Source organism: Amycolatopsis sp. NPDC005961 (genome assembly GCF_040629235.1).
Classification (GTDB): Bacteria; Actinomycetota; Actinomycetes; order Mycobacteriales; family Pseudonocardiaceae; genus Amycolatopsis; species Amycolatopsis camponoti.
The window spans coordinates 24720-43530 of sequence record NZ_JBEXVF010000075.1; the positions used below are offsets into that span (position 1 = coordinate 24720).

The following is an 18811-nucleotide window of genomic DNA, read 5'->3' on the forward strand; positions in this document are numbered from 1 at the left end:
CGTGCGGCGCGTGGAGGGGGCCACCGACCACGTCGTCGTGATCGGGGCGGGCCTGGCCGGGCTTTCGGCGACCCTGCACCTGCTCGGCGCGGGGCGCCGCGTCACGCTGCTGGAGCAGGCCGCCGTCCCGGGCGGACGCGCCGGGCAGCAGAACTTCGACGGCAACGCCGTGGACACCGGCGCGAGCGTGCTGACCATGCCCGAGCTGCTCGAAGAGGCGTTCGCCGCGGTCGGCGAGTCCCTGGCCAAGAACCTGCGCCTGACCCGGCTCGACCCGGCGTACCGGGCGCGGTTCGCCGACGGCCGCGAGCTGGCGCTGCACACCGACGGCGACGCGATGGAGGCCGAGATCCGCGCCTTCGCCGGCGGCCGCGAGGCGGCGGGCTACCGCGCGCTGCGGCGCTGGCTGACCGAGCTGTACGCCGTGCAGAAGGACCGGTTCCTCGCGACGAACTTCGACTCGCCGCTCGACCTGGCCCGCCCCGAGCTGGCGAAGCTCGCGGCGCTGGGCGGGTTCGGCAGGCTCGGCCCGCGCGTCGGCCGCTACCTGCTCGACGAGCGGGTCCGGCGGCTGTTCACCTTCCAGGCGCTCTACGCGGGTCTCGACCCGGCGAGCGCGATCGGCGCGTACGGCGTCATCGCCTACATGGACACCGTCGGCGGCGTCTACTACCCCGAAGGCGGGATGGGCGAGATCGGCCGGGCGATGACCGGCGCGGCCGCGCGGGCGGGCGCCGACGTGCGGTTCGGCACCGAAGCCGCGTGGCTCGAGCGGGTGAATTCGCGGGTGCGCGCGGTCCGGACGCGCTCGGGCGAGCGGATCGCCTGCGACGCTGTCGTGCTGGCCACCGAGCTGAGCGCGGCCTACCGCCTCATCGGCGCGCGGCCGCGGCGGCCGGTGCCGCTGCGGTACTCGCCGTCCGCCGTGGTGGTGCACGGGCGGACCACCGAGAAGTGGGACCTCGGCCACCACACGATCTTCTTCGGCGACGCCTGGGAGCGGACGTTCGCGGAGATCATCCGCGAGGGGAAGCTGATGAGCGACCCGTCGCTGCTGGTCACGCGGCCGACGGCGACCGACCCCGGGCTGGCCGGGCGCGGTGGCGAAATCGTCTCGGTGCTCGCTCCGGCGCCGAACACCCACCGCGGGCCGGTCGACTGGGACCGCGTGCGCGGGCCGTACCGCGAAGAGCTGTTCCGCACGCTCGAAGCGCGCGGGCTGACCGGGTTCGGCGACGAGTTCACCGTCGACGAGACGATCACCCCCGCGGACTGGGCGGCGCGCGGGCTCGCCGCCGGGACGCCGTTCTCGCTGGCGCACACGTTCGCGCAGACCGGCCCGTTCCGGCCCGCGAACCTGGTGCGCGCGGCGGGCAACGTGGTGCTCGCCGGCTGCGGCACGACGCCTGGTGTCGGCATCCCGCCCGTGCTCATCTCCGGACGACTGGCAGCGGAAAGGATCACCGGCCGGTGAACGAACTCGACGCCGCGGGCATCACCGAGCCCGCTCTGCGCGCCGCGTACACGGAGTGCCGCCGCATCAACGCCCACCACGGGCGCACGTTTTTCCTGGCCACCCGGCTGCTGCCGGCGCGGGCCCGGCCGGCCGCGCACACGCTCTACGGGTTCGCGCGGATGGCCGACGAACTGGTCGACAACCCGGCGCCGGGCAGTGATCCGGCGGCCGAACTGGATCGCGTCGCGGCGATGGTCGACGTCGTCTTCGACGGCGGCACCCCGAACGACCCGGTGCTCGCGGCGCTGGCCGACACGGTGCGCCGGTACGGCATCGAGCGCGGCCTGTTCGACGCGTTCCTGAAGTCCATGCGGCGGGATCTCGACCCGATCGAGTACCGGACGTTCGCCGAGCTGGGTGACTACATGTACGGCTCGGCCGCGGTGATCGGACTGCAGATGCTGCCGGTGTTCGGCACGGTCGGCCCGCTGGCCGACGCCACACCGGGAGCCATCGCGCTCGGCGAGGCGTTCCAGCTGACGAACTTCCTGCGCGACGTCGGCGAGGACCTCGATCGTGGCCGGCTGTACCTGCCGACGCGGGAGCTGGCCGCGTTCGGCGTCACCCGTGAGCTGCTCGAGCGGCGGCGACCCGATCCGCGGATCCGGGCGGCGCTGGCGTACTTCGTCGCGCGGACGCGGGCGGTGTACCGGCGGGCCGAGGCCGGGGTTCCGTTGCTGCGCCCGGAATCGCGGCCGTGCGTGCGGACGGCGTTGACGCTGTACGAAGGCATTCTCGACGAGATCGTGGCGCTGGACTACGACATCCTCACGCGGCGCGCGGTGGTGCCGAAGTCGCGCAGGCTGGTAGTGGCGCTACCACCCTTGGCCACGGTCTGGGCGCGCGAGACGCTCCGGGGCGGTCGTAGGCTGCGTTCATGACCGAACGACGCATCCGGATCGGGCTGCAGCTCCAGCCGCAGCACGCCGACTACGACACCATCCGGCGCACCGCCTCGGCGGCCGAGGACCTCGGCGCCGACATCGTCTTCAACTGGGACCACTTCTACCCGCTGTACGGCGATCCCGAGGGCAAGCACTTCGAGTGCTGGACCATGCTCGGCGCGTGGGCGGAGTCGACGTCGCGCGTGGAGATCGGCGCGCTGGTGACCTGCAACAGCTACCGCAACCCCGAGCTGCTGGCCGACATGGCCCGCACGGTCGACCACATCTCCGGCGGCCGGCTCATCCTCGGCATCGGCTCCGGCTGGTTCGAGAAGGACTACGACGAGTACGGCTACGAGTTCGGCACCGCGGGCGGGCGCCTGGACAACCTGGCGGAGTCGCTCCCCCGCATCGAGGCCCGCTTCGGCAAGCTGAACCCGCCGCCGACCCGCAAGATCCCGGTCCTCATCGGCGGCGGCGGCGAGAAGAAGACCTTGAAGCTGGTGGCCAAGCACGGCGACATCTGGCACGGCTTCGGCGACCCGGAGGTCGTCGAGCGCAAGGTGAAGATCCTCGACCAGCACTGCGCGGACGTCGGCCGCGACCCGGCGGAGATCGAGCGTTCGTGCGGCGTGCAGGGCGAGCCGGACGAGCTGGGCCCGAAGCTGCTGAGCCTGGGCGTCACGACGTTCACGGTCGGCGTGGGCGGCCCGGACTACGACCTGGGCGCGTTGAAGTCCTGGATCGCCTGGCGCGACAAGACCAACGGCTGAGTTTCAGCCTCGCGCCCGGTGCGCGGCGACACGCTCGCGGGTCGCGCACCGGGCCGAGCAGAACCTCCGGGGACTGCCGCCTCCCGTGTGGGCGAACGGCTTCCCGCACGACAGCGACGCGCACAGCCCTCCCGGGACGTCCTGGCGCTCCGCCAGCAGCGAGGCCAGCCCCAGCGCCGAAGACGTCACCAGCCACGCTCCCCACGGCCCGTCGTCCGCCGCGTCCGCGTGCAGGTGCCAGCCGTAACCCTCTTCGTGGTCCGTCAGCCTCGGGGGGCCCGCGTACTCCGCGAACAACGCGTTGAGCACCGAAGCCGCCGAAGCCACGTCGGGCGCCGCGAACACCTCGCGGAGCGAAACCGCCGCCGTCCGCAGTTCCGCCACATCCGAAGGCGACAGCCGGACGTCCGGTTCGCCGTGCGATCGCAAGACCCGCGCCACCGCCTCCGGATCGGCGTCGGACAGCAGGACGCCCAGCAGGTCGACCGCGCGCTGCACGGAATCGCGATGCGGAAAGGCCATCCCCCACTGTAACGTCTTGGCCATGCTGAGGCGTTACCTGGCCGGGGCGACGCTGGCGCGGACCGGGGACGAGCTGTCCGGCCCCGCCCTCCTCCTGCTCGGGCTGCACCAAGGCACGCACGCCGGTTCCGCGCTGCTCGCCGGGCTGACCGCGGCCGCCGCCGTGGGCGGACCCGTCTTCGGGAACTTCCTCGACCGCAGTGCGACGCCCGGGCGGCTGCTGGCGATCGCCCTCGCCGGATACGCGGGCGGGATCGCCCTCATCACCGCCGCCTTCGGGCACCTGCCGCTCGGGACCGTGGTCGCCGGAGCCGTCGCGGTCGGCCTGCTCAACCCGGCCATCGCCGGCGGCTGGACCGCTCAGCTGCCCGCCGTCGCCGGGCCGAAGCTCCCGAGGGCCAGCCGGCTCGACGCGCTCACGTTCACCGCCGCCGCCCTGGCCGGACCTGGGCTCGCCGGGCTCCTCGGCGGCCCGCTCGGGCTCGGGGTGGCCGTCGCCCTGGTCGCCGCCGCGGTCCCGGTGGCCTGGTCCCTCCCCGCGAAGCGACCCGGGACCGCGCCCCGCCTCAAGGACGGCTTCACGGTTCTGGTGCACAACGCCCCGCTGAGGCGCGCCACGCTGGCGTCGGCGATGTCCTGCGCCGGCATCGGCATGGTCACCGTCTGTTATCCCCTGCTGGGCGCGACCCACCTGCGCGGCCCCGCGGACGGCGCGCTCCTGCTCACGGTCCTGGCGGTCGCGTCGCTGCTGGCCAACGGCGTCTTCACGAGATTTCCGCTGCCGTGGTCCCCGGACCGGACGGTCTGGCTGAGCACGCTGGTCCTGGCCGTGAGCGCCACGCTGGCGGCGGCCGCCGACGGCGTGACGCTGCTGGTCGTGGCCGCCGCGGTGGCCGGCTTCGGCGAAGGACCGCAGCTCACGGCGTTGTTCGCGATCCGCCACCGCGAGGCGCCGGAGCACGTCCGGGCGCAGGTGTTCACGACGGCGGCGACCGTGAAGATCACCGGTCTCGCGGCCGGGGCGGCCGCCGCCGGGCCGCTCGCGACCTGGTCGCTGCCGGCGTGCCTGGGTATCGCCGCGGCCGTCCAACTGGCCGCCGCGGCGAGTTATTTCCGCAGGTCAGAACGCCATCGCTTGGGCGCGCCGCTTCACCTCGGTGCCGTGGCTGGTGCGCAGGGCGTTGATCGGGGTGCTGCCCGGCAGGGTCTCGTCGGTCTCGAAGAGCCACCGCAGCATCTCGGTCCGGGAGAACCCGGAGTCGGCGAGCACCGTGATCGTCCCGGCCAGGCCCTTCACCACCCCGTCCTTGACGAAGAAAGCACCGGGAACGCACAGGTCACCGCCTCGCCGGACGGCGATCAGCTGACCGTCGCGCAGCATCTGGCGGACCTTGTTGGCCGACGTCCCGAGAACTTTCGCGACCTCTCCCACCGGGAGGACCGCGATGGCGGTGTCGAGGACGTCGTCGGCGACAGGAATCCCACTCACAGGTGACACTCTGCCACATTCCGCACTCACGCCCGTTAGTGCGCACGGGTGACCCGCGAGGTCTCCTCCACCAACCGTGTGCGGTTCCGTACGATCCATACTCGTGACTCGCACCCAACCCAGCCTGGTCGGCACGCTCCTCGAGCGGCGCTACCGGGTGGACCGGCTGCTCGCGCACGGGGGGATGTCCTCCGTCTACCGGGGGACGGACACCCGGCTGGACCGTCCGGTCGCGATCAAGATCATGGACCCGCGGTTCGCCGACGACCGGTCGTTCGTGGACCGGTTCGTGCGCGAGGCGCAGTCGGCGGCGCAGCTGCACCACCCGCACGTGGTGGCGGTGCACGACCAGGGGTTCGACCTGCCCCAGGGCGCCGAGTCCGGCCTCGCGTTCCTGGTGATGGAGCTGGTCGACGGCGGGACGCTGCGCGACCTGCTGGCCGACCAGGGCCCCCTGGACATCGCGCTGGCGCTGAGCGTGGCCGAGCCGGTGCTCTCGGCGCTGGCCGTCGCACACCGGGCGGGGCTGGTGCACCGCGACGTCAAGCCGGAGAACGTGCTGATCGGCCGGACCGGGCCGCACACCGGCGGCGCGGTGAAGGTCGCCGACTTCGGCCTGGTGCGGGCCGTGGCGAGCGCGGGCACGACGAGCTCGAGCGTCATCCTCGGCACGGTCGCCTACCTGTCGCCGGAGCAGGTCGAGACCGGCTCGGCGTCCGCGCAGGGCGACGTCTACTCGGTCGGCATCCTGCTCTTCGAGATGCTCACCGGGCAGGTGCCCTACACCGGCGACACGGCGATCTCCGTGGCCTACCGCCACGTGAACGACGACGTCCCGCGCCCCAGCGAGCTGCGCCCGGACCTGCCGCCCGCGCTGGACGAGCTGATCACCCGCGCGACCCGGCGCGACGCGGCGCTGCGCCCCGCCGACGCCGGCGAGTTCCTGACCGAGCTGACGGCGGTGCGCGCGCAGCTGGGCCTGCTTCCGGTGAACGTGCCGGTCCCGGTCTCGCGCGGCCAGGGCGACCTCGCCGACACCGAGCGCACGCTGCCGCGGATCCCGCAGGTGCCGGACACCGAGAAGACCATGCCGGTCAACCGCCCGAACGCGACGCGGGCGCTGAGCCACCCGGGCACCCCTCCCCCGGGCTTCACCCAGCAGATCCCGCCCGTGCGGCCGCCGGTGGCCCGGCGCCGCGGCGAGTCCGAGCGGGAGAAGCCGACGGACAACCGGAAGCGGATCGCCATCATCGCCGGCGCGGTGCTGCTGTTCGGCGGGCTGATCACGGCGTTCATCTTCATGATCACCGACACCGGCGGCGCCAAGACCGCGACCGTGCCGAAGCTCGTCGGGCTGAACCAGGCCGCGGCCGGTGACGCGCTGCGGGCGGTGAAGCTGAACCCGCAGTTCAGCCAGGAGTACGACAACTCCGTGCCGTCGAACACCGTGCTGCGGGCCGAGCCCGCCGAAGGCACCTCGCTGCAGCCGAACTCGAACGTGTCGGTCGTGCTGTCGAAGGGCCGCCCGACGGTGCCGGACATCCGGCCTGGCACCGCGCTGCCCGACGCCGAGCAGGCCATCAAGACCGCGCAGCTGACCCCGGCCCGCGGTGGCGAAGACTTCGACGCCGACGTCCCGCAGGGCGCGGTGATCCGCACCGAGCCGTCCGCGGGCAGCCAGCTGAACATCGGCGGCCAGGTCACGATCATCGTGTCGAAGGGCCCGATCCCGCTGCCGCCGGTCCCGGACGTCACCGGCCGGAGCAAGGACGAGGCGTTCCAGCTGCTGCAGCAGGCCGGCTTCGAGCCGTTCCAGGCGGGCGAGGAGTTCAAGCAGGACGTCGCGGGCGGCGCCGTCACCCGGACCGACCCGCCGGCCAACTCGCAGGCCAAGGAGAAGCGGATCGGCGTCTTCGTCAACAACGCCGTGCAGGTGCCGGACGTGCGGTTCCGCTCGTTCGACGACGCCCAGAAGATCCTCGAGCAGGCCGGGCTGAAGGCCGACCGCGACGGTGGCCGGGGCCGCGGCAACGGCGGCGGCGGCGGGTTCGACTTCGTCTTCCAGCAGGACCCGCAGCCGGGGACGTTCGTGCAGAAGGGCTCCAAGGTCAAGCTGAAGGGCTTCGGGGGATGATCGGCAGCCGTGGCCGCGTGACCGGCACGATCGGTCCCGGCCTCATCGGCGAGGTGCTCCTCAACGTCCGGGGCGGCACGGAGGCGTTCTACGCCTACCCGGCCGACCCGGACGCGTCCTTCTCCTCCGGCACCCAGGTGCTCGTGGTCGACTTCGAACCCCCGCGGACGGTTTATGTCGAGCGGTGGCAACCGCTGGGCCGCTGACGGCGTCGAAGGGGCACCAACACCTACAACAGAAAAGAGCGAGGGGGTCGGTGCCATGAGTCTCGTCGAAATCGTGCTGTACGCGGCGGGTGGGCTCATCGTCGTGCTGTTCGTGATCTTCGGCATCCTGCGGCTGCTGTACAAGGTCGCCGAGCCGAACGAAGCCCTGATCATCTCCGGGCTGGGCGTCCGGGTCGATCGCGCGGACACCGCGGACAGCCTGGGCTTCAAGATCATCACCGGCCGTGGGGTGAACGTCCTGCCCGGCTTCCAGACCGCGCGCCGGCTTTCGCTCGACACCCGCGGCGTCAACCTGCAGGTCTCGTGCGTGACCAAGCAGGGGCTGCCGGTCACCGTGCGGGCCGTGGTCATCTACAAGGTCGGCGACGACTTCGCGTCGATCGCCAACGCCGCCCGCCGGTTCCTGGACCAGCAGAAGGGCATGAACGACACCATCCACGAGCTGTTCTCCGGGCACCTGCGCTCGATCGTGGGCGGGCTGACCATCGAAGAGATGATCCACAACCGGGACGCGCTCACCGGCGAGGTGCGCCAGTCGTCGGCGACGGAGATGATCAAGCTGGGGCTGATCGTCGACTCGCTGCAGATCCAGGAGATCGACGACGAGTCGGGCTACATCACCAACCTCGGCAAGCCGCACGCCGCCGCGATCGCCGCGTCGGCCCGCATCGCCGAAGCACGGAGCGACCAGGAAGCCGCCGAGGTCGAGCAGATGTCCGCGGCGAAGAAGGCGGCCGCGGTCCGCGAAAGCCAGATCCAGCAGGCCGGCTACCAGGCCGAGGTCGACCAGGCCCGGGCGAAGATGTCCCAGTCGGGTCCGCTGGCCGAGGCGACCGCGCGCCAGGAGGTCGTCGTCCAGGAGACGCGGGCGGCCGAGCTGGAGGCGGCGCTGGCCGAGCAGCGGCTGCAGTCGCAGGTCCGCAAGCCGGCCGACGCGAAGGCGTACGACACGCGTACGACGGCTGACGCGGCCCGTGACGCTTCGATCGCGAAGGCGCAGGCCGAGGCGAAGGAGACCGAGCTGCGGGCCGCGGCGGACGCGACCCGGGTGAAGACGGCCGCCGAGGCGGAGGCGCAGGCCACGAAGGCGCGGGCCGAGGCGATGGCGGGCGCGACCCGGGCGACCGGCGAGGCCGAGGCCGCCGCGGCCAAGGCCCGCGGTCTGGCCGAAGCGGAGTCGGCGAAGGCGAAGGGTCTCGCCGAAGCCGAGTCGGCCCGGGCGAAGGGCCTCGCCGAGGCGGACGCCATCAAGGCGCGCGCCGCGGCACTGGCGGAGAACCAGGAGGCGGTCGTCGCGCAGCAGCTGGCCGAGCGCTGGCCGGAGATCGTCGAGGCGGGCGCCGGCGCGTTCGGCAACATCGACCACATGGTCGTGCTCAACGGCGCCGAGGGGATGTCCGACATGTTCGCCAAGGCGCTGTCGCTCGGCGGGACCGGCCTCGGCCTGGCCCGCCAGCTGATGGACGCCATGGGCAAGCCGACCGAGAAGGAGCTCGAGAAGCAGGCCCAGTCGAACGGCGAGCTGAAGCTGACCGACTAGCGCATCCGGCTTGCGCGACGGGCGTGTCACGCTGCGTACGGCCTCTGTGTCCCGGATCACGGGAGGCAGGGGCCGTACGCCCGTTCGGGGGCGGCAATTCCCGTGCCGGTGTCCTACCGTGGGCGCATGGTGCCGGACACTGGGTCGCGGGCCGTCCGATGAGCTTCTTCACCGGCGGTCCCCGTGAGCGTCCCCTGTTCCCCGTGCCGGAGCAGGAGCTCTACGCGTTCAACGGCCGGCACTGGACCGATCCCCCGCGCGAGTACATCGTCCCGGCGGTGCTGCCGCTGGCGCAGCCGCTGGGCCGGTCGGAGCGCACGATCGTGGCGCTGCGGTCGGTCGAGGTCTGGCCGCAGGCGCTGACGCTGCGCATCACGGTGTTCTCCCGCGACAGCCTGGTCGACGACCCCGCCGAGGGGCTGATCGACCACCGGCGCAAGCCCGACTACAACGGGCTGCTCATCGGCGTGCTCTACGCCGACGGCAGCCGGGCGAGCTCCGAGACGATCTCGGTGCCGTCGGCGTCCGAGCCGCCGGACCCGGTGCTGCGGGCGCAGCCCGTCGGCGGCACGCGCTTCGCCGTCGAGCACGAAGTGTTCCTGTGGCCGCTCCCGCCGGCCGGCCCGCTGAAGCTCGTCGTCCAGTGGACCGACCGCGAGATCCCCGAGACGCGCACGACGCTCGACGGCGGCGCGATCCGGGCCGCGGCGAAGGACGCCGCGGAAATCTGGCCGGGGCTGCGCAAGCGGCAGGTGAACGGCCTGCCCGTCCGCCGCGTCGGCAAGCAGGCGGCACTCACCCCCGAATGGGGGACCTCGGTGGCGCGAGCGGAAGAACCCGGGTCCACCCCCGCGGAGTAGCGCTTTTCCTGATCTGTGACCCGTAGCACCGGCGCCCGGGGTATCTCGAATGGATGAATGGGGCGGGTAGTTAGCGTCGTGGAAACACTTCGACCACCCGCCCGTCATGTCGGGCTGGTGCAGTGCTAGTACCGGGGCGCCGCCCCGGGCCGGGGGCTCCGCCACCCGGACCCCCGAAAGAGGCTGGTGCCCCCTTCCGAAGCACGTGGCCGTGCACACCCCGCGAACCCGGAAAGGTCGCCCATGGCAGGCTCTCCGCTCAGCGCGCTCGACGTCGCTTTCCTTTGCCTGGAAAGCGAAAAGTCCCCGATGCACATGGGGGCGGTGGTCACGTTCGCCGCCCGCGGCCCGGTGGACCCCGCCGCGCTGACCGCGGTGCTGGCCGAACGGGCCGCCCGGCTGCCGAAGCTGCGCCAGCGGGCCCGCGCGGAGCTGTTCCCGCCCGGCTCGGCCAGCTGGGCCGAGGACCCGGAGTTCGTTGCGGCGGACCACATCCACCACGTGACGCTGAGCTCGCTGTACGAGCCGGACCCCCTTTCCGCGCACGCGTCGCGGTGGATCGCCGAGCCGCTCGACACGTCCCGGCCGCTGTGGGACCTCACCCTCGTCACCGGGCTGCCGGACGGGAACTTCGCGCTGCTGCTCAAACTGCACCACGCGCTCACCGACGGTGCCGGCGCGTACGCGGTCGCGGCCGGCCTGCTCGACGGCGTCGAGCTGCCGGAGCGGACCCCGCCGCGCTCGCGGCCGATCCCGGCCCCGCGGTCCCCTTTGGACACGGTGAAGGACGCACTGGGCTCGGCCTGGGGCCAGGCGAACGAAGCCGCCGGGATCGCGTCGTCGGTGGTGCGGGCGACGCGGCCGGCGCCGTCCCCGGTGTCGGCGCCGTCCTCGGCCGAGCGACGGCTCGGGTTCGTCCGGCTGCCGCTGGCGGAGCTGCGCCGGGTGCGCAAGGCCCACGGCGGCACGACCAACGACGTCGTGCTGGCGGTGCTTTCCGGCGCACTGCGCGAATGGCTGGTGAACCGTGGCCACCGCGCCGACGGCCGCACGCTGCGCGCGCTGATCCCGGTGAGCGTCCGCGGCCGGGCGGGCGACCAGCTCGGCGGCAACAAGCTGTCCGGGTACCTGTGCGACCTGCCGGTCGGCGAGGACGACCCGGTTGAGCGCCTGCGGGTGGTCCGCCGGGCGATGACCCGCAACAAGGCGGCGGGCCCGAGCCGCGGCGCCGGTGCGCTCCCGCTCCTGGCCGACCGCGTGCCCCCGTTGCTGCACCGGCTGGGCACGCGCACGGCGGGGCTGGCCGCGCCGATGCTGTTCGACCTGGTGATCACGACGGTCCCGGTACCCCCGGCCCGGCTGTCCCTCGGCGGCGCCCGGCTGGCGGAGATCTACCCGTTCGTCCCGCTGGCCCCGCGGCACGCGGTCGGCATCGCGGTGGCGACGTACCGCGACTCGGTCCACATCGGACTGCAGGTCAACGGCGAGGCGGTGCCGGACGTGGGCTCCCTGCGGGACGCGGTGCTGAAGTCCGTGGACCGCCTGCTCGACGTTTCCTGACCGAACGCCCCCACTGTGGCCTTGGGCGGTCGCCGGGCCACAGTGGTGCGCCGGGGCTCAGCCGCGGAGCATCTCCGCGACCAGGAAAGCCAGCTCCAGCGACTGCTGCGTGTTCAGGCGCGGGTCGCAAGCCGTCTCGTAGCGGCCCGAGAGGTCGATGTCCGAGATCTCCTGGGCGCCGCCCAGGCACTCCGTGACGTCCTCGCCCGTCAGCTCCACGTGGATGCCGCCCGGGTACGTGCCCAGCTGGTTGTGGACCTCGAAGAAGCCCTGGACTTCGTCGACGATCCGGTCGAAGTGGCGGGTCTTGTAGCCGGTGGACGACTCGTGCGTGTTGCCGTGCATCGGGTCGCACTGCCAGATGACCTTGTGCCCGGACGCCTCGACCCGCTCGACGATGCGCGGCAGCACCTCGCGGACGTTGCCGTTGCCCATCCGCGCGATCAGCGTCAGCCGGCCCGGCTCGAAGCGCGGGTCGAGCCGCTCGACGTACTCCACGGCCTGCTCGGGCGTGGTCGTCGGACCGATCTTCAACCCGATCGGGTTGGCCAGCAGCTCGGCGAACGCGATGTGCGCGCCGTCCAGCTGGCGGGTGCGCTCGCCGATCCACAGGAAGTGCGACGACAGGTTGTACAGCTTCGGGTTCGCCGCGTCGGCGTTGTCCAGGCGGAGCATCGAACGCTCGTAGTCGAGCAGCAGCGCTTCGTGGCTGGCGAAGATCTCGGTGGACTGCAGCGACGTGTCGGTCACGCCGCAGGCCGACATGAACCGCAGGCCGCGGTCGATCTCGTTGGCCAGCGCCTCGAAGCGCTGCGCCGCCGGGGACGCCGAGACGAAGTCCTTGTTCCAGTCGTGCACCTGGTGCAGGTCGGCCATGCCGGCGCCGGTCAGGGCGCGGACCAGGTTCATCGCCGCGCCCGCGTTCGCGTAGGCGCGGATCATCCGGCCGGGGTCCGGCACGCGCAGCTCGGGCTTCGCGACCAGCGAGTTGATGATGTCGCCGCGGTACACCGGCAGGCCCAGCGCGTCCGTCGCGGCCGAGCGCGGCTTCGCGTACTGGCCGGCGATGCGCCCGACCTTGACCACCGGCAGGCTGGCGCCGTAGGTGAGCACGACCGCCATCTGCAGCAGCGTGCGCAGGTTGGCGCGGATGTGCGGCTCGGTGTTGGACTCGAACGTCTCCGCGCAGTCACCGCCCTGCAGGAGGAAGGCCTCGCCGCGGGCGACCATCGCCAGCCGGCTCTTGAGGCGGTCGATCTCGGCCGGGACCGTGATCGGCGGCACGCTCTCCAGGACACCGCGGACGCGCTTGGTCAGCTCGGGATCCGGCCACTCCGGCTGCTGCGCCGCCGGGAGGGCGAGGGCCTTGTCCAGGCGGGCCCTCAGTTCGGGCGGGAGCGGCGGCAGTTCGGGCAGCGTGTCGACGGGGACGTCCACAGTCCAGTTCACGAACACCAGGATAGGGTTCCCGCCCCGCCCGGCTTCGCCCGGTTCGCCCCCTGACTGGCAGATCCCTCGATCTGCGCGCCCGGCCGCCGCCGGTTCTCGCCGCCGAGCTGGGAACTTGCCCGGACCACCACCCCGGCGGCCCGTGCCGGAGTCCGCACGGCGGGAGAACCACGGCTCAGCGGCCGGCCGGGCAGGAGCCGTCCACCTCGGGGAAGACCCCGTCCCGCAGGTAGCCCAGCACCGCGGCGTTCCCGCAAGCGTTCTCGCGCGTGAAGACGCCGTGGCCGCCCGCGTCGACGGTCACCAGCCGGGCCCGGTTCCCGAAAGCGGCTCGCGTTTCGCGTGCGCCCGGCAACGGGGTCGCCGGGTCGCGCAGGTTCTGCACCAGCAGGACGTTCGCCGGGCCGGGGCCGCCCACGCGCACCGGCGGTTCGGTGCGCTCGACCGGCCAGAACGCGCACGGGTTCACGTTCGCCGCGGCCGGGCCGAACATCGGGTGCCGCACCCGTTCGCGCTCGACCGCGCGCCGGTAGTAGCCGAGCTGCCCGGGCCAGTCGGAGTCGTTGCAGATCACCTGGAGCTGCAGCGACGCGCGGGTGTCACCGTCGAGCGGGCCCGCCGCGACGCGTGCGGTGCCCGCCCATTCCGCGGCGAGTTCGGGGAAGCGCGCGTCGTCGTAGAGCCCGTTCCACGTGTCCGAGCGGAACTCCGGGCCTCTCGCGGCGGCCAGCTCGAAGAACTTCGCCGTCACCTGCGCCGGGGTCCGCCCCAGGTGGTAGACGTCGTCGCGGGCGGCCGCCCAGGCGGCGAAGTCCGGGAACCGGTCGTCGAACCCTTCGGCGAACCGCTGGTTGGCGCGGACGTCGAGGCCCCGCGGGCCGAGGACGCTGTCGAGGACGATCCGGTCGCCGCGGGCGGGGAACATCGACGCGTAGGCGGCGCCGAGGTAGCTGCCGTACGAGAGGCCGTAGTAGGAGATCTTCTTCTCCCCCAGCGTTTCCCGGATCCGGTCCAGGTCGCGCGCGGTGTTCGCGGTCGTCATGTGCGGCAGCAGGTCCGCCGTCGCCGCCTCGCCGCACTGCTTCGCGACGACACGCGCTTTCGCCGCGGTGGTCACGACGTCCCGCGGGCCGTCGGCGTACGGGCCGAGCACGGCGCCCCGCTGCTCGGGCGTCAGGTCGCACGTGACCGGTGTGCTGTAGCCGGTGCCGCGCGGGTCGAACCCGATGACGTCGTAGGCGTCCGGGAGGCCGGAGCCGCCCGTCCGCTGCAGCAGCTGGGCCGGCATGGCGAGGCCGGGACTGCCCGGGCCGCCGGGGTTCATCAGCAGCACGCCGCGCCGCTTGCCCGGGACGCCGGCGTGCCGCGAGAGGGTCAGCTCGATGGTGCGTCCCGGGTGCACGTAGTCGAGCGGCACGCGCAGTTTCGCGCAGTCGAGCCCGGCCGTGGGCGACGGCGACATGCCGTAGTCCGGGCAGGGTGTCGTCCACTCGAGACGCGGTGCCGCGTCTGCCGGCGGCGAGGCGAGCAGGGGCAGGAAAGCCAGGAGTACCACCGTTTTTCGCATACTCCGAGCGTGGCCCGGCGGAAGCGCGGAGACGTCAGCCCGGAGGCCGGACCCGGAAGTCCGCCCCCGGGCTGACGACGGTCACCCGGCTTGCGCGCGGTTGTAGAGGTTCTGCGCGTCGGTGCCGAAGTACGGGCCGAACATGTAACCCGGCAGGAACACGTACCCGAAACTGTTCACCGAGGCCTGGACGCCGGTGCCGGTCGCCTCGCTGAACGACAGGAACCACGGGCCACCGCTCGAGCCGCCGGTCATGGTGCAGCGCATGCCGTGGTCCTTGGTCAGCAGGAAGTCGGTGAACGTCGTGCCGCTGCAGTAGTCCAGCTTGGTGCCGTCGTACGGCGCCTCGGCCGGGTAGCCGAAGGTGTACATACTCTGGTTCTTCGGCTGGTTGAAGGCGATTCCCTGCGCGCCGACGACATCGGTGAGCCGCTGGCCGTTCAGCGGGTTCACCACGGCCATGCCGACGTCGTAGTTCATGTCCTCACTGGCTTCCCACTGCGGCGTGGTCAGCGTGGTCTTGGCCGCCCACTGGCCGTAGGGCGCGTTGCCGTTCTCGTAGCCGGGGACGAACGTCCACTGCGTGTGCCAGGTGCCTTGGTACTTCACGCAGTGCCCGGCGGTGACGACGACGCTGCCGTTGGTGCTCGTGACGGCGTCACCCGAACAGGACGCGTTCTGGCCGTTGAAGACGAAGAAGACGCGCCCCGCGGTGTGCGTGACCTGGCCGCCCCCGGTCCACACACCCCCGCCGTTGGGGATGCTCCGGATGATCGCGCTCTGCCCGCGCGCGACGTCCGCCGGAGTGAACGCGGGCGCCTGGACGAGGCGGTCCATCGGGACGGCCGCCCGCATGGCTTCGGGCGTCCAGAAGGGTTTCGGAGCTGCCTGGGCGGGCACGCCGACCAGGGCGAACGCGAGGGAGAGGACCGCGGTGACGACCGCTGCCCGGAAAGCCGTGTGCTTCAAGACGCCCACCTTCCGCCGAGGTGAATTGCCGCGAAACCGGCACAGTTACTCGAAAGTAGTTGCCTGTGTACGCAGAGCACAGCCACCGTTCGGCGTAAAGGGTCGAAACGGGCGAAAGCCCCCTCACCAGCGGCGAGGGGGCTTCCGGACGCGAGAGCTCAGACGACCGCGAGCGGCAGCGCCGTCGGGTGGACCGGGGCCGGGAGGTCCGACGCGCCCGTCAGGAACGCGTCGACCGCGTGGGCCACCGAGCGGCCTTCGGCGATCGCCCAGACCACCAGCGACGCGCCGCGGTGGGCATCGCCGCAGACGAACACCCCCGGGGTCTCCGTCTGCCAGTCCGCGCCGCACGACAGCGTGCCGCGGCGGGTCAGGGACAGGTCGAGGCCGTCCAGCAGCGGCATCTCCTCGACGCCCTCGAAGCCGATCGCCAGCAGGACCAGGTCCGCGGGCAGCGTCTCGATCTCGTCGTTGACCGGGATGACCTCGCGGCGGCCGGTGGCCGGGTCCTTCTGCACCCGCACCTGCTGCAGTTCCACCGCCGTCACGCGGCCATCCGAGGAGCCGACGAACCGCTTGACCGCGACGGCGAACTTCCGCTCGCCCGCCTCCTCGTGCGCCGGGTAGGTGCGGAGGATGTACGGCCAGGTCGGCCACGGCGACCGCTCGTCGTCCCGGACGGACGGCGGCGTCGGGTACTGGTCCAGCTGCGTCACCGAAAGCGCGCCCTGGCGGGTGGCGGTGCCGTAGGAGTCGGCGCCGGTGTCGCCGCCGCCGATGATCACCACGTGCTTGCCGCGCGCGTCGATCGGCGACGGGCCGTCGCCCTCGACGAACTTGTTGGCCGGCACCAGGTGCTCCATCGCCAGGTGGACGCCGGCCAGCTCGCGGCCCGGCGTCGTCGTGTCGTCGCGGCCGCGCAGCGCGCCGACGGCGAGCACGACCGCGTCGTACTGCGCGCGGAGGTCCTCCACCGACAGGTCGACGCCGACCTCGCAGCCGGTGACGAACCGCGTGCCCTCCTTGCGCAGCTGCGCGAGGCGCCGGTCGAGGACCTTCTTCTCCATCTTGAACTCGGGGATGCCGTAGCGCAGCAGCCCGCCGAGGCGGTCGTCGCGCTCGAACACCGTGACCTCGTGGCCGGCGCGGGTCAGCTGCTGGGCGGCGGCGAGCCCGGCCGGGCCGGACCCGACGACGGCGACCCGCTGCCCGCTGGCCACTTCGGACACCTGCGGCTGGACGTAGCCCGCTTCCCACGACTGGTCGGCGATCGTCTGCTCGACGCGCTTGATCGCCACCGGACCGCCGGAGTCCGGCGAGATCGACAGGACGCAGCCCGCCTCGCACGGCGCCGGGCACAGCTTCCCGGTGAATTCGGGGAAGTTGTTGGTGGCGTGCAGCCGGTCGCTCGCCGCGGCCCAGTCGCCGCGACGCACCAGGTCGTTCCACTCGGGGATCAGGTTGCCGAGCGGGCAGCCGGAACCGCCGGAGTGGCAGAACGGGATGCCGCAGTCCATGCAGCGCGACGCCTGCCGGCGCACCTTTTCGTTGCGCTCGCCCGGGTCGACGTCCGCGTAGACCTCGCCCCAGGAGTGCAGGCGGTCCTCTTTGGACTTCTTCTTGGGCTCCTCGCGGTCGTACTTGAGAAAGCCGGTCGGGTCAGCCACGAGCGGCCTCCATGATCGCCTCGTCGACGTCGCGGCCGGCGGCCTTGGCCGCCTTCGCCGCGTCCAGGACCCGCTGGTAGTCACGCGGCATCACCTTGGTGAACGCCACGGAGCGGCGCGGCCAGTCGCCGAGCAGCGAGGCCGCCACCGCGGAGCGGGTGAGATCGTGGTGCTGCTGCACCGTTTTCTTGAGCCAGGCCAGGTCGTCCGCGGTCGGCTTGAGCAGGTCCACCATGTCCTGGTTGACCTTCTTGCGGTCGACGTCGAGCACGAACGCCATGCCGCCGGACATACCGGCCGCCAGGTTGCGCCCGGTCGGGCCGAGCACCACCGCGCGGCCGCCGGTCATGTACTCGAAGGCGTGGTCGCCGACGCCCTCGGCGACGACCGTGGCCCCGGAGTTGCGGACGCAGAAGCGTTCGCCGACCTGGCCGCGCAGGAAGATCTCGCCGCCGGTGGCGCCGTAGGCGATCGTGTTGCCCGCGATCGTCTGCGCCTCGGCGGCGAAGGACGCTTCCGGGTCGGGGCGGACGACGATCCGGCCGCCCGAAAGCCCCTTGCCGACGTAGTCGTTCGCGTCGCCGACCATGTCGAGGGTGATGCCGCGCGGCAGGAACGCGCCGAGCGACTGGCCCGCCGACCCGGTGAGCGTGACGTTGATCGTGCCCTCGGGCAGGCCGTCCCCGCCGTAGCGGCGGGTGATCTCCGAGCCGAGCAGCGTGCCGACGGTCCGGTTGACGTTGCGCACCGGCAGCTCGATGTTCACGTGGTGCGCGTCTTCCAGCGCCGCCTCGGCGAGCTGGATGAGCGTGCGGTCGAGCGCGTGCTCGAGGCCGTGGTCCTGGCCGCGCGTGCGTCGCTTGGCGCCGCCGTACGGGGTCTCCGAAGGCATCTCGAAGATCGGCGACAGGTCGAGACCGGACGCCTTCCAGTGGTCGACGGCCTCGTCGGTGTTCAGCAGCTCGGCGTGGCCGATGGCCTCGTCGAGCGTGCGGAAGCCCAGCGAAGCCAGGGTTTCCCGGACCTCTTCGGCGACGAACTTGAAGAAGTTGACGACGTGCTCGACCTGGCCGGTGTAGCGCTTGCGCAGCTCGGGGCTCTGCGTGGCGACGCCGACCGGGCAGGTGTCGAGGTGGCAGACGCGCATCATGATGCAGCCCGCGACGACGAGGGGGGCCGTCGCGAAGCCGTACTCCTCGGCGCCGAGCAGCGCCGCGATGACGACGTCGCGCCCGGTCTTCATGGCGCCGTCCACCTGCACGGTGATCCGGTCGCGCAACCCGTTGAGCAGCAACGTCTGCTGGGTCTCGGCGAGGCCGATCTCCCACGGCGTGCCCGCGTGCTTGAGCGAGTTCATCGGGGAAGCGCCGGTGCCGCCGTCGTGGCCCGAGATGAGCACGACGTCCGCGTGCGCCTTGGACACGCCGGCCGCGACCGTGCCGACGCCGAGCGAGGACACCAGCTTCACGTGGATGCGGGCGTGCTCGTTGGCGTTCTTGAGGTCGTGGATCAGCTGGGCCAGGTCCTCGATGGAGTAGATGTCGTGGTGCGGCGGCGGCGACCGCGAGCCCCTCGCCCTGCAGGAACGGCAGGTACGACTGGTCCAGGTCGGACGGCCGCCAGGCCAGCGTCCACGTGTCGAGCGTGACGACCA

The 18811-nt window shown here is 72.4% G+C and carries 17 protein-coding genes; 8 read left to right on the forward strand and 9 right to left on the reverse strand.

Annotation, left to right across the window (positions count from 1 at the left end; genetic code table 11):
- Nucleotide 1: 1 nt before the first annotated feature.
- Genes crtI through ABZ342_RS41010 form a run of 3 tightly spaced genes read left to right on the forward strand, consistent with a single transcriptional unit; the run spans nt 2 to nt 3173 of the window.
- Nucleotides 2-1474 carry a phytoene desaturase family protein gene (crtI, locus tag ABZ342_RS41000; RefSeq protein ID WP_360485184.1) on the forward strand — a complete coding sequence of 491 codons (1473 nt, stop codon included), beginning with the start codon at nt 2-4 and terminating at the stop codon, nt 1472-1474.
- Complete coding sequence (locus ABZ342_RS41005) at nt 1471-2397, forward strand: phytoene/squalene synthase family protein (protein WP_360485187.1); 927 nt, start codon at nt 1471-1473, stop codon at nt 2395-2397. The genes crtI and ABZ342_RS41005 overlap by 4 nt, the downstream gene beginning before the upstream one ends.
- Nucleotides 2394-3173 carry an LLM class F420-dependent oxidoreductase gene (locus ABZ342_RS41010; protein ID WP_155542015.1) on the forward strand — a complete coding sequence of 260 codons (780 nt, stop codon included), beginning with the start codon at nt 2394-2396 and terminating at the stop codon, nt 3171-3173. Before ABZ342_RS41005 ends, ABZ342_RS41010 begins: the two co-directional genes overlap by 4 nt.
- Before the next feature lie 3 nt (nt 3174-3176).
- Here ABZ342_RS41010 and ABZ342_RS41015 read toward each other — a convergent pair whose 3' ends face one another.
- The 4 genes from ABZ342_RS41015 to ABZ342_RS41030 all read right to left on the reverse strand — a co-directional run bounded on the left by ABZ342_RS41015 (nt 3177) and on the right by ABZ342_RS41030 (nt 5184).
- Nucleotides 3177-3695, reverse strand: coding sequence for a CGNR zinc finger domain-containing protein (locus ABZ342_RS41015; protein WP_360485224.1), 519 nt, complete (start codon nt 3693-3695; stop codon nt 3177-3179).
- A 360-nt stretch (nt 3696-4055) separates the two neighbouring features.
- Nucleotides 4056-4355 carry a hypothetical protein gene (locus ABZ342_RS41020; protein WP_360485191.1) on the reverse strand — a complete coding sequence of 100 codons (300 nt, stop codon included), beginning with the start codon at nt 4353-4355 and terminating at the stop codon, nt 4056-4058.
- Between the two features lie 6 nt (nt 4356-4361).
- Nucleotides 4362-4700 carry a hypothetical protein gene (locus ABZ342_RS41025; protein ID WP_360485194.1) on the reverse strand — a complete coding sequence of 113 codons (339 nt, stop codon included), beginning with the start codon at nt 4698-4700 and terminating at the stop codon, nt 4362-4364.
- A gap of 115 nt (nt 4701-4815) precedes the next feature.
- On the reverse strand, nt 4816-5184 hold the full coding sequence (locus ABZ342_RS41030; RefSeq protein WP_360485197.1) for an Rv2175c family DNA-binding protein: 369 nt from the start codon (nt 5182-5184) through the stop codon (nt 4816-4818).
- A gap of 103 nt (nt 5185-5287) precedes the next feature.
- Between ABZ342_RS41030 and pknB the strand changes: the two genes are divergently transcribed.
- The 5 genes from pknB to ABZ342_RS41055 all read left to right on the forward strand — a co-directional run bounded on the left by pknB (nt 5288) and on the right by ABZ342_RS41055 (nt 11505).
- Nucleotides 5288-7318, forward strand: coding sequence for a Stk1 family PASTA domain-containing Ser/Thr kinase (gene pknB, locus ABZ342_RS41035; protein WP_360485200.1), 2031 nt, complete (start codon nt 5288-5290; stop codon nt 7316-7318).
- On the forward strand, nt 7315-7524 hold the full coding sequence (locus tag ABZ342_RS41040) for a hypothetical protein (protein ID WP_155542013.1): 210 nt from the start codon (nt 7315-7317) through the stop codon (nt 7522-7524). The genes pknB and ABZ342_RS41040 overlap by 4 nt, the downstream gene beginning before the upstream one ends.
- A 55-nt stretch (nt 7525-7579) precedes the next feature.
- Nucleotides 7580-9085 (forward strand): flotillin family protein, encoded by a 1506-nt coding sequence (locus ABZ342_RS41045; protein WP_155542012.1) that lies wholly within the window; start codon nt 7580-7582, stop codon nt 9083-9085.
- A 158-nt stretch (nt 9086-9243) separates the two neighbouring features.
- Complete coding sequence (locus tag ABZ342_RS41050; protein ID WP_155542011.1) at nt 9244-9945, forward strand: hypothetical protein; 702 nt, start codon at nt 9244-9246, stop codon at nt 9943-9945.
- A 243-nt stretch (nt 9946-10188) separates the two neighbouring features.
- Nucleotides 10189-11505 (forward strand): wax ester/triacylglycerol synthase family O-acyltransferase, encoded by a 1317-nt coding sequence (locus tag ABZ342_RS41055; RefSeq protein WP_155542010.1) that lies wholly within the window; start codon nt 10189-10191, stop codon nt 11503-11505.
- 57 nt (nt 11506-11562) lie between these two features.
- Here ABZ342_RS41055 and ABZ342_RS41060 read toward each other — a convergent pair whose 3' ends face one another.
- From ABZ342_RS41060 to ABZ342_RS41080, 5 genes are all read right to left on the reverse strand, one after another.
- On the reverse strand, nt 11563-12954 hold the full coding sequence (locus ABZ342_RS41060) for a class II 3-deoxy-7-phosphoheptulonate synthase (protein ID WP_360485205.1): 1392 nt from the start codon (nt 12952-12954) through the stop codon (nt 11563-11565).
- 175 nt (nt 12955-13129) lie between these two features.
- Nucleotides 13130-14521 carry an alpha/beta hydrolase gene (locus tag ABZ342_RS41065; RefSeq protein ID WP_360485208.1) on the reverse strand — a complete coding sequence of 464 codons (1392 nt, stop codon included), beginning with the start codon at nt 14519-14521 and terminating at the stop codon, nt 13130-13132.
- 81 nt (nt 14522-14602) lie between these two features.
- Nucleotides 14603-15490 (reverse strand): peptidase, encoded by an 888-nt coding sequence (locus ABZ342_RS41070; RefSeq protein ID WP_360485211.1) that lies wholly within the window; start codon nt 15488-15490, stop codon nt 14603-14605.
- A gap of 158 nt (nt 15491-15648) precedes the next feature.
- A complete protein-coding gene (locus tag ABZ342_RS41075; protein WP_155542007.1) occupies nt 15649-17157 on the reverse strand; it encodes a glutamate synthase subunit beta in 1509 nt (502 codons plus the stop codon).
- On the reverse strand, nt 17150-18811 hold a 1662-nt coding region (locus tag ABZ342_RS41080; RefSeq protein WP_360485215.1), incomplete at its 5' end, for a glutamate synthase-related protein. The genes ABZ342_RS41080 and ABZ342_RS41075, both read right to left, overlap by 8 nt.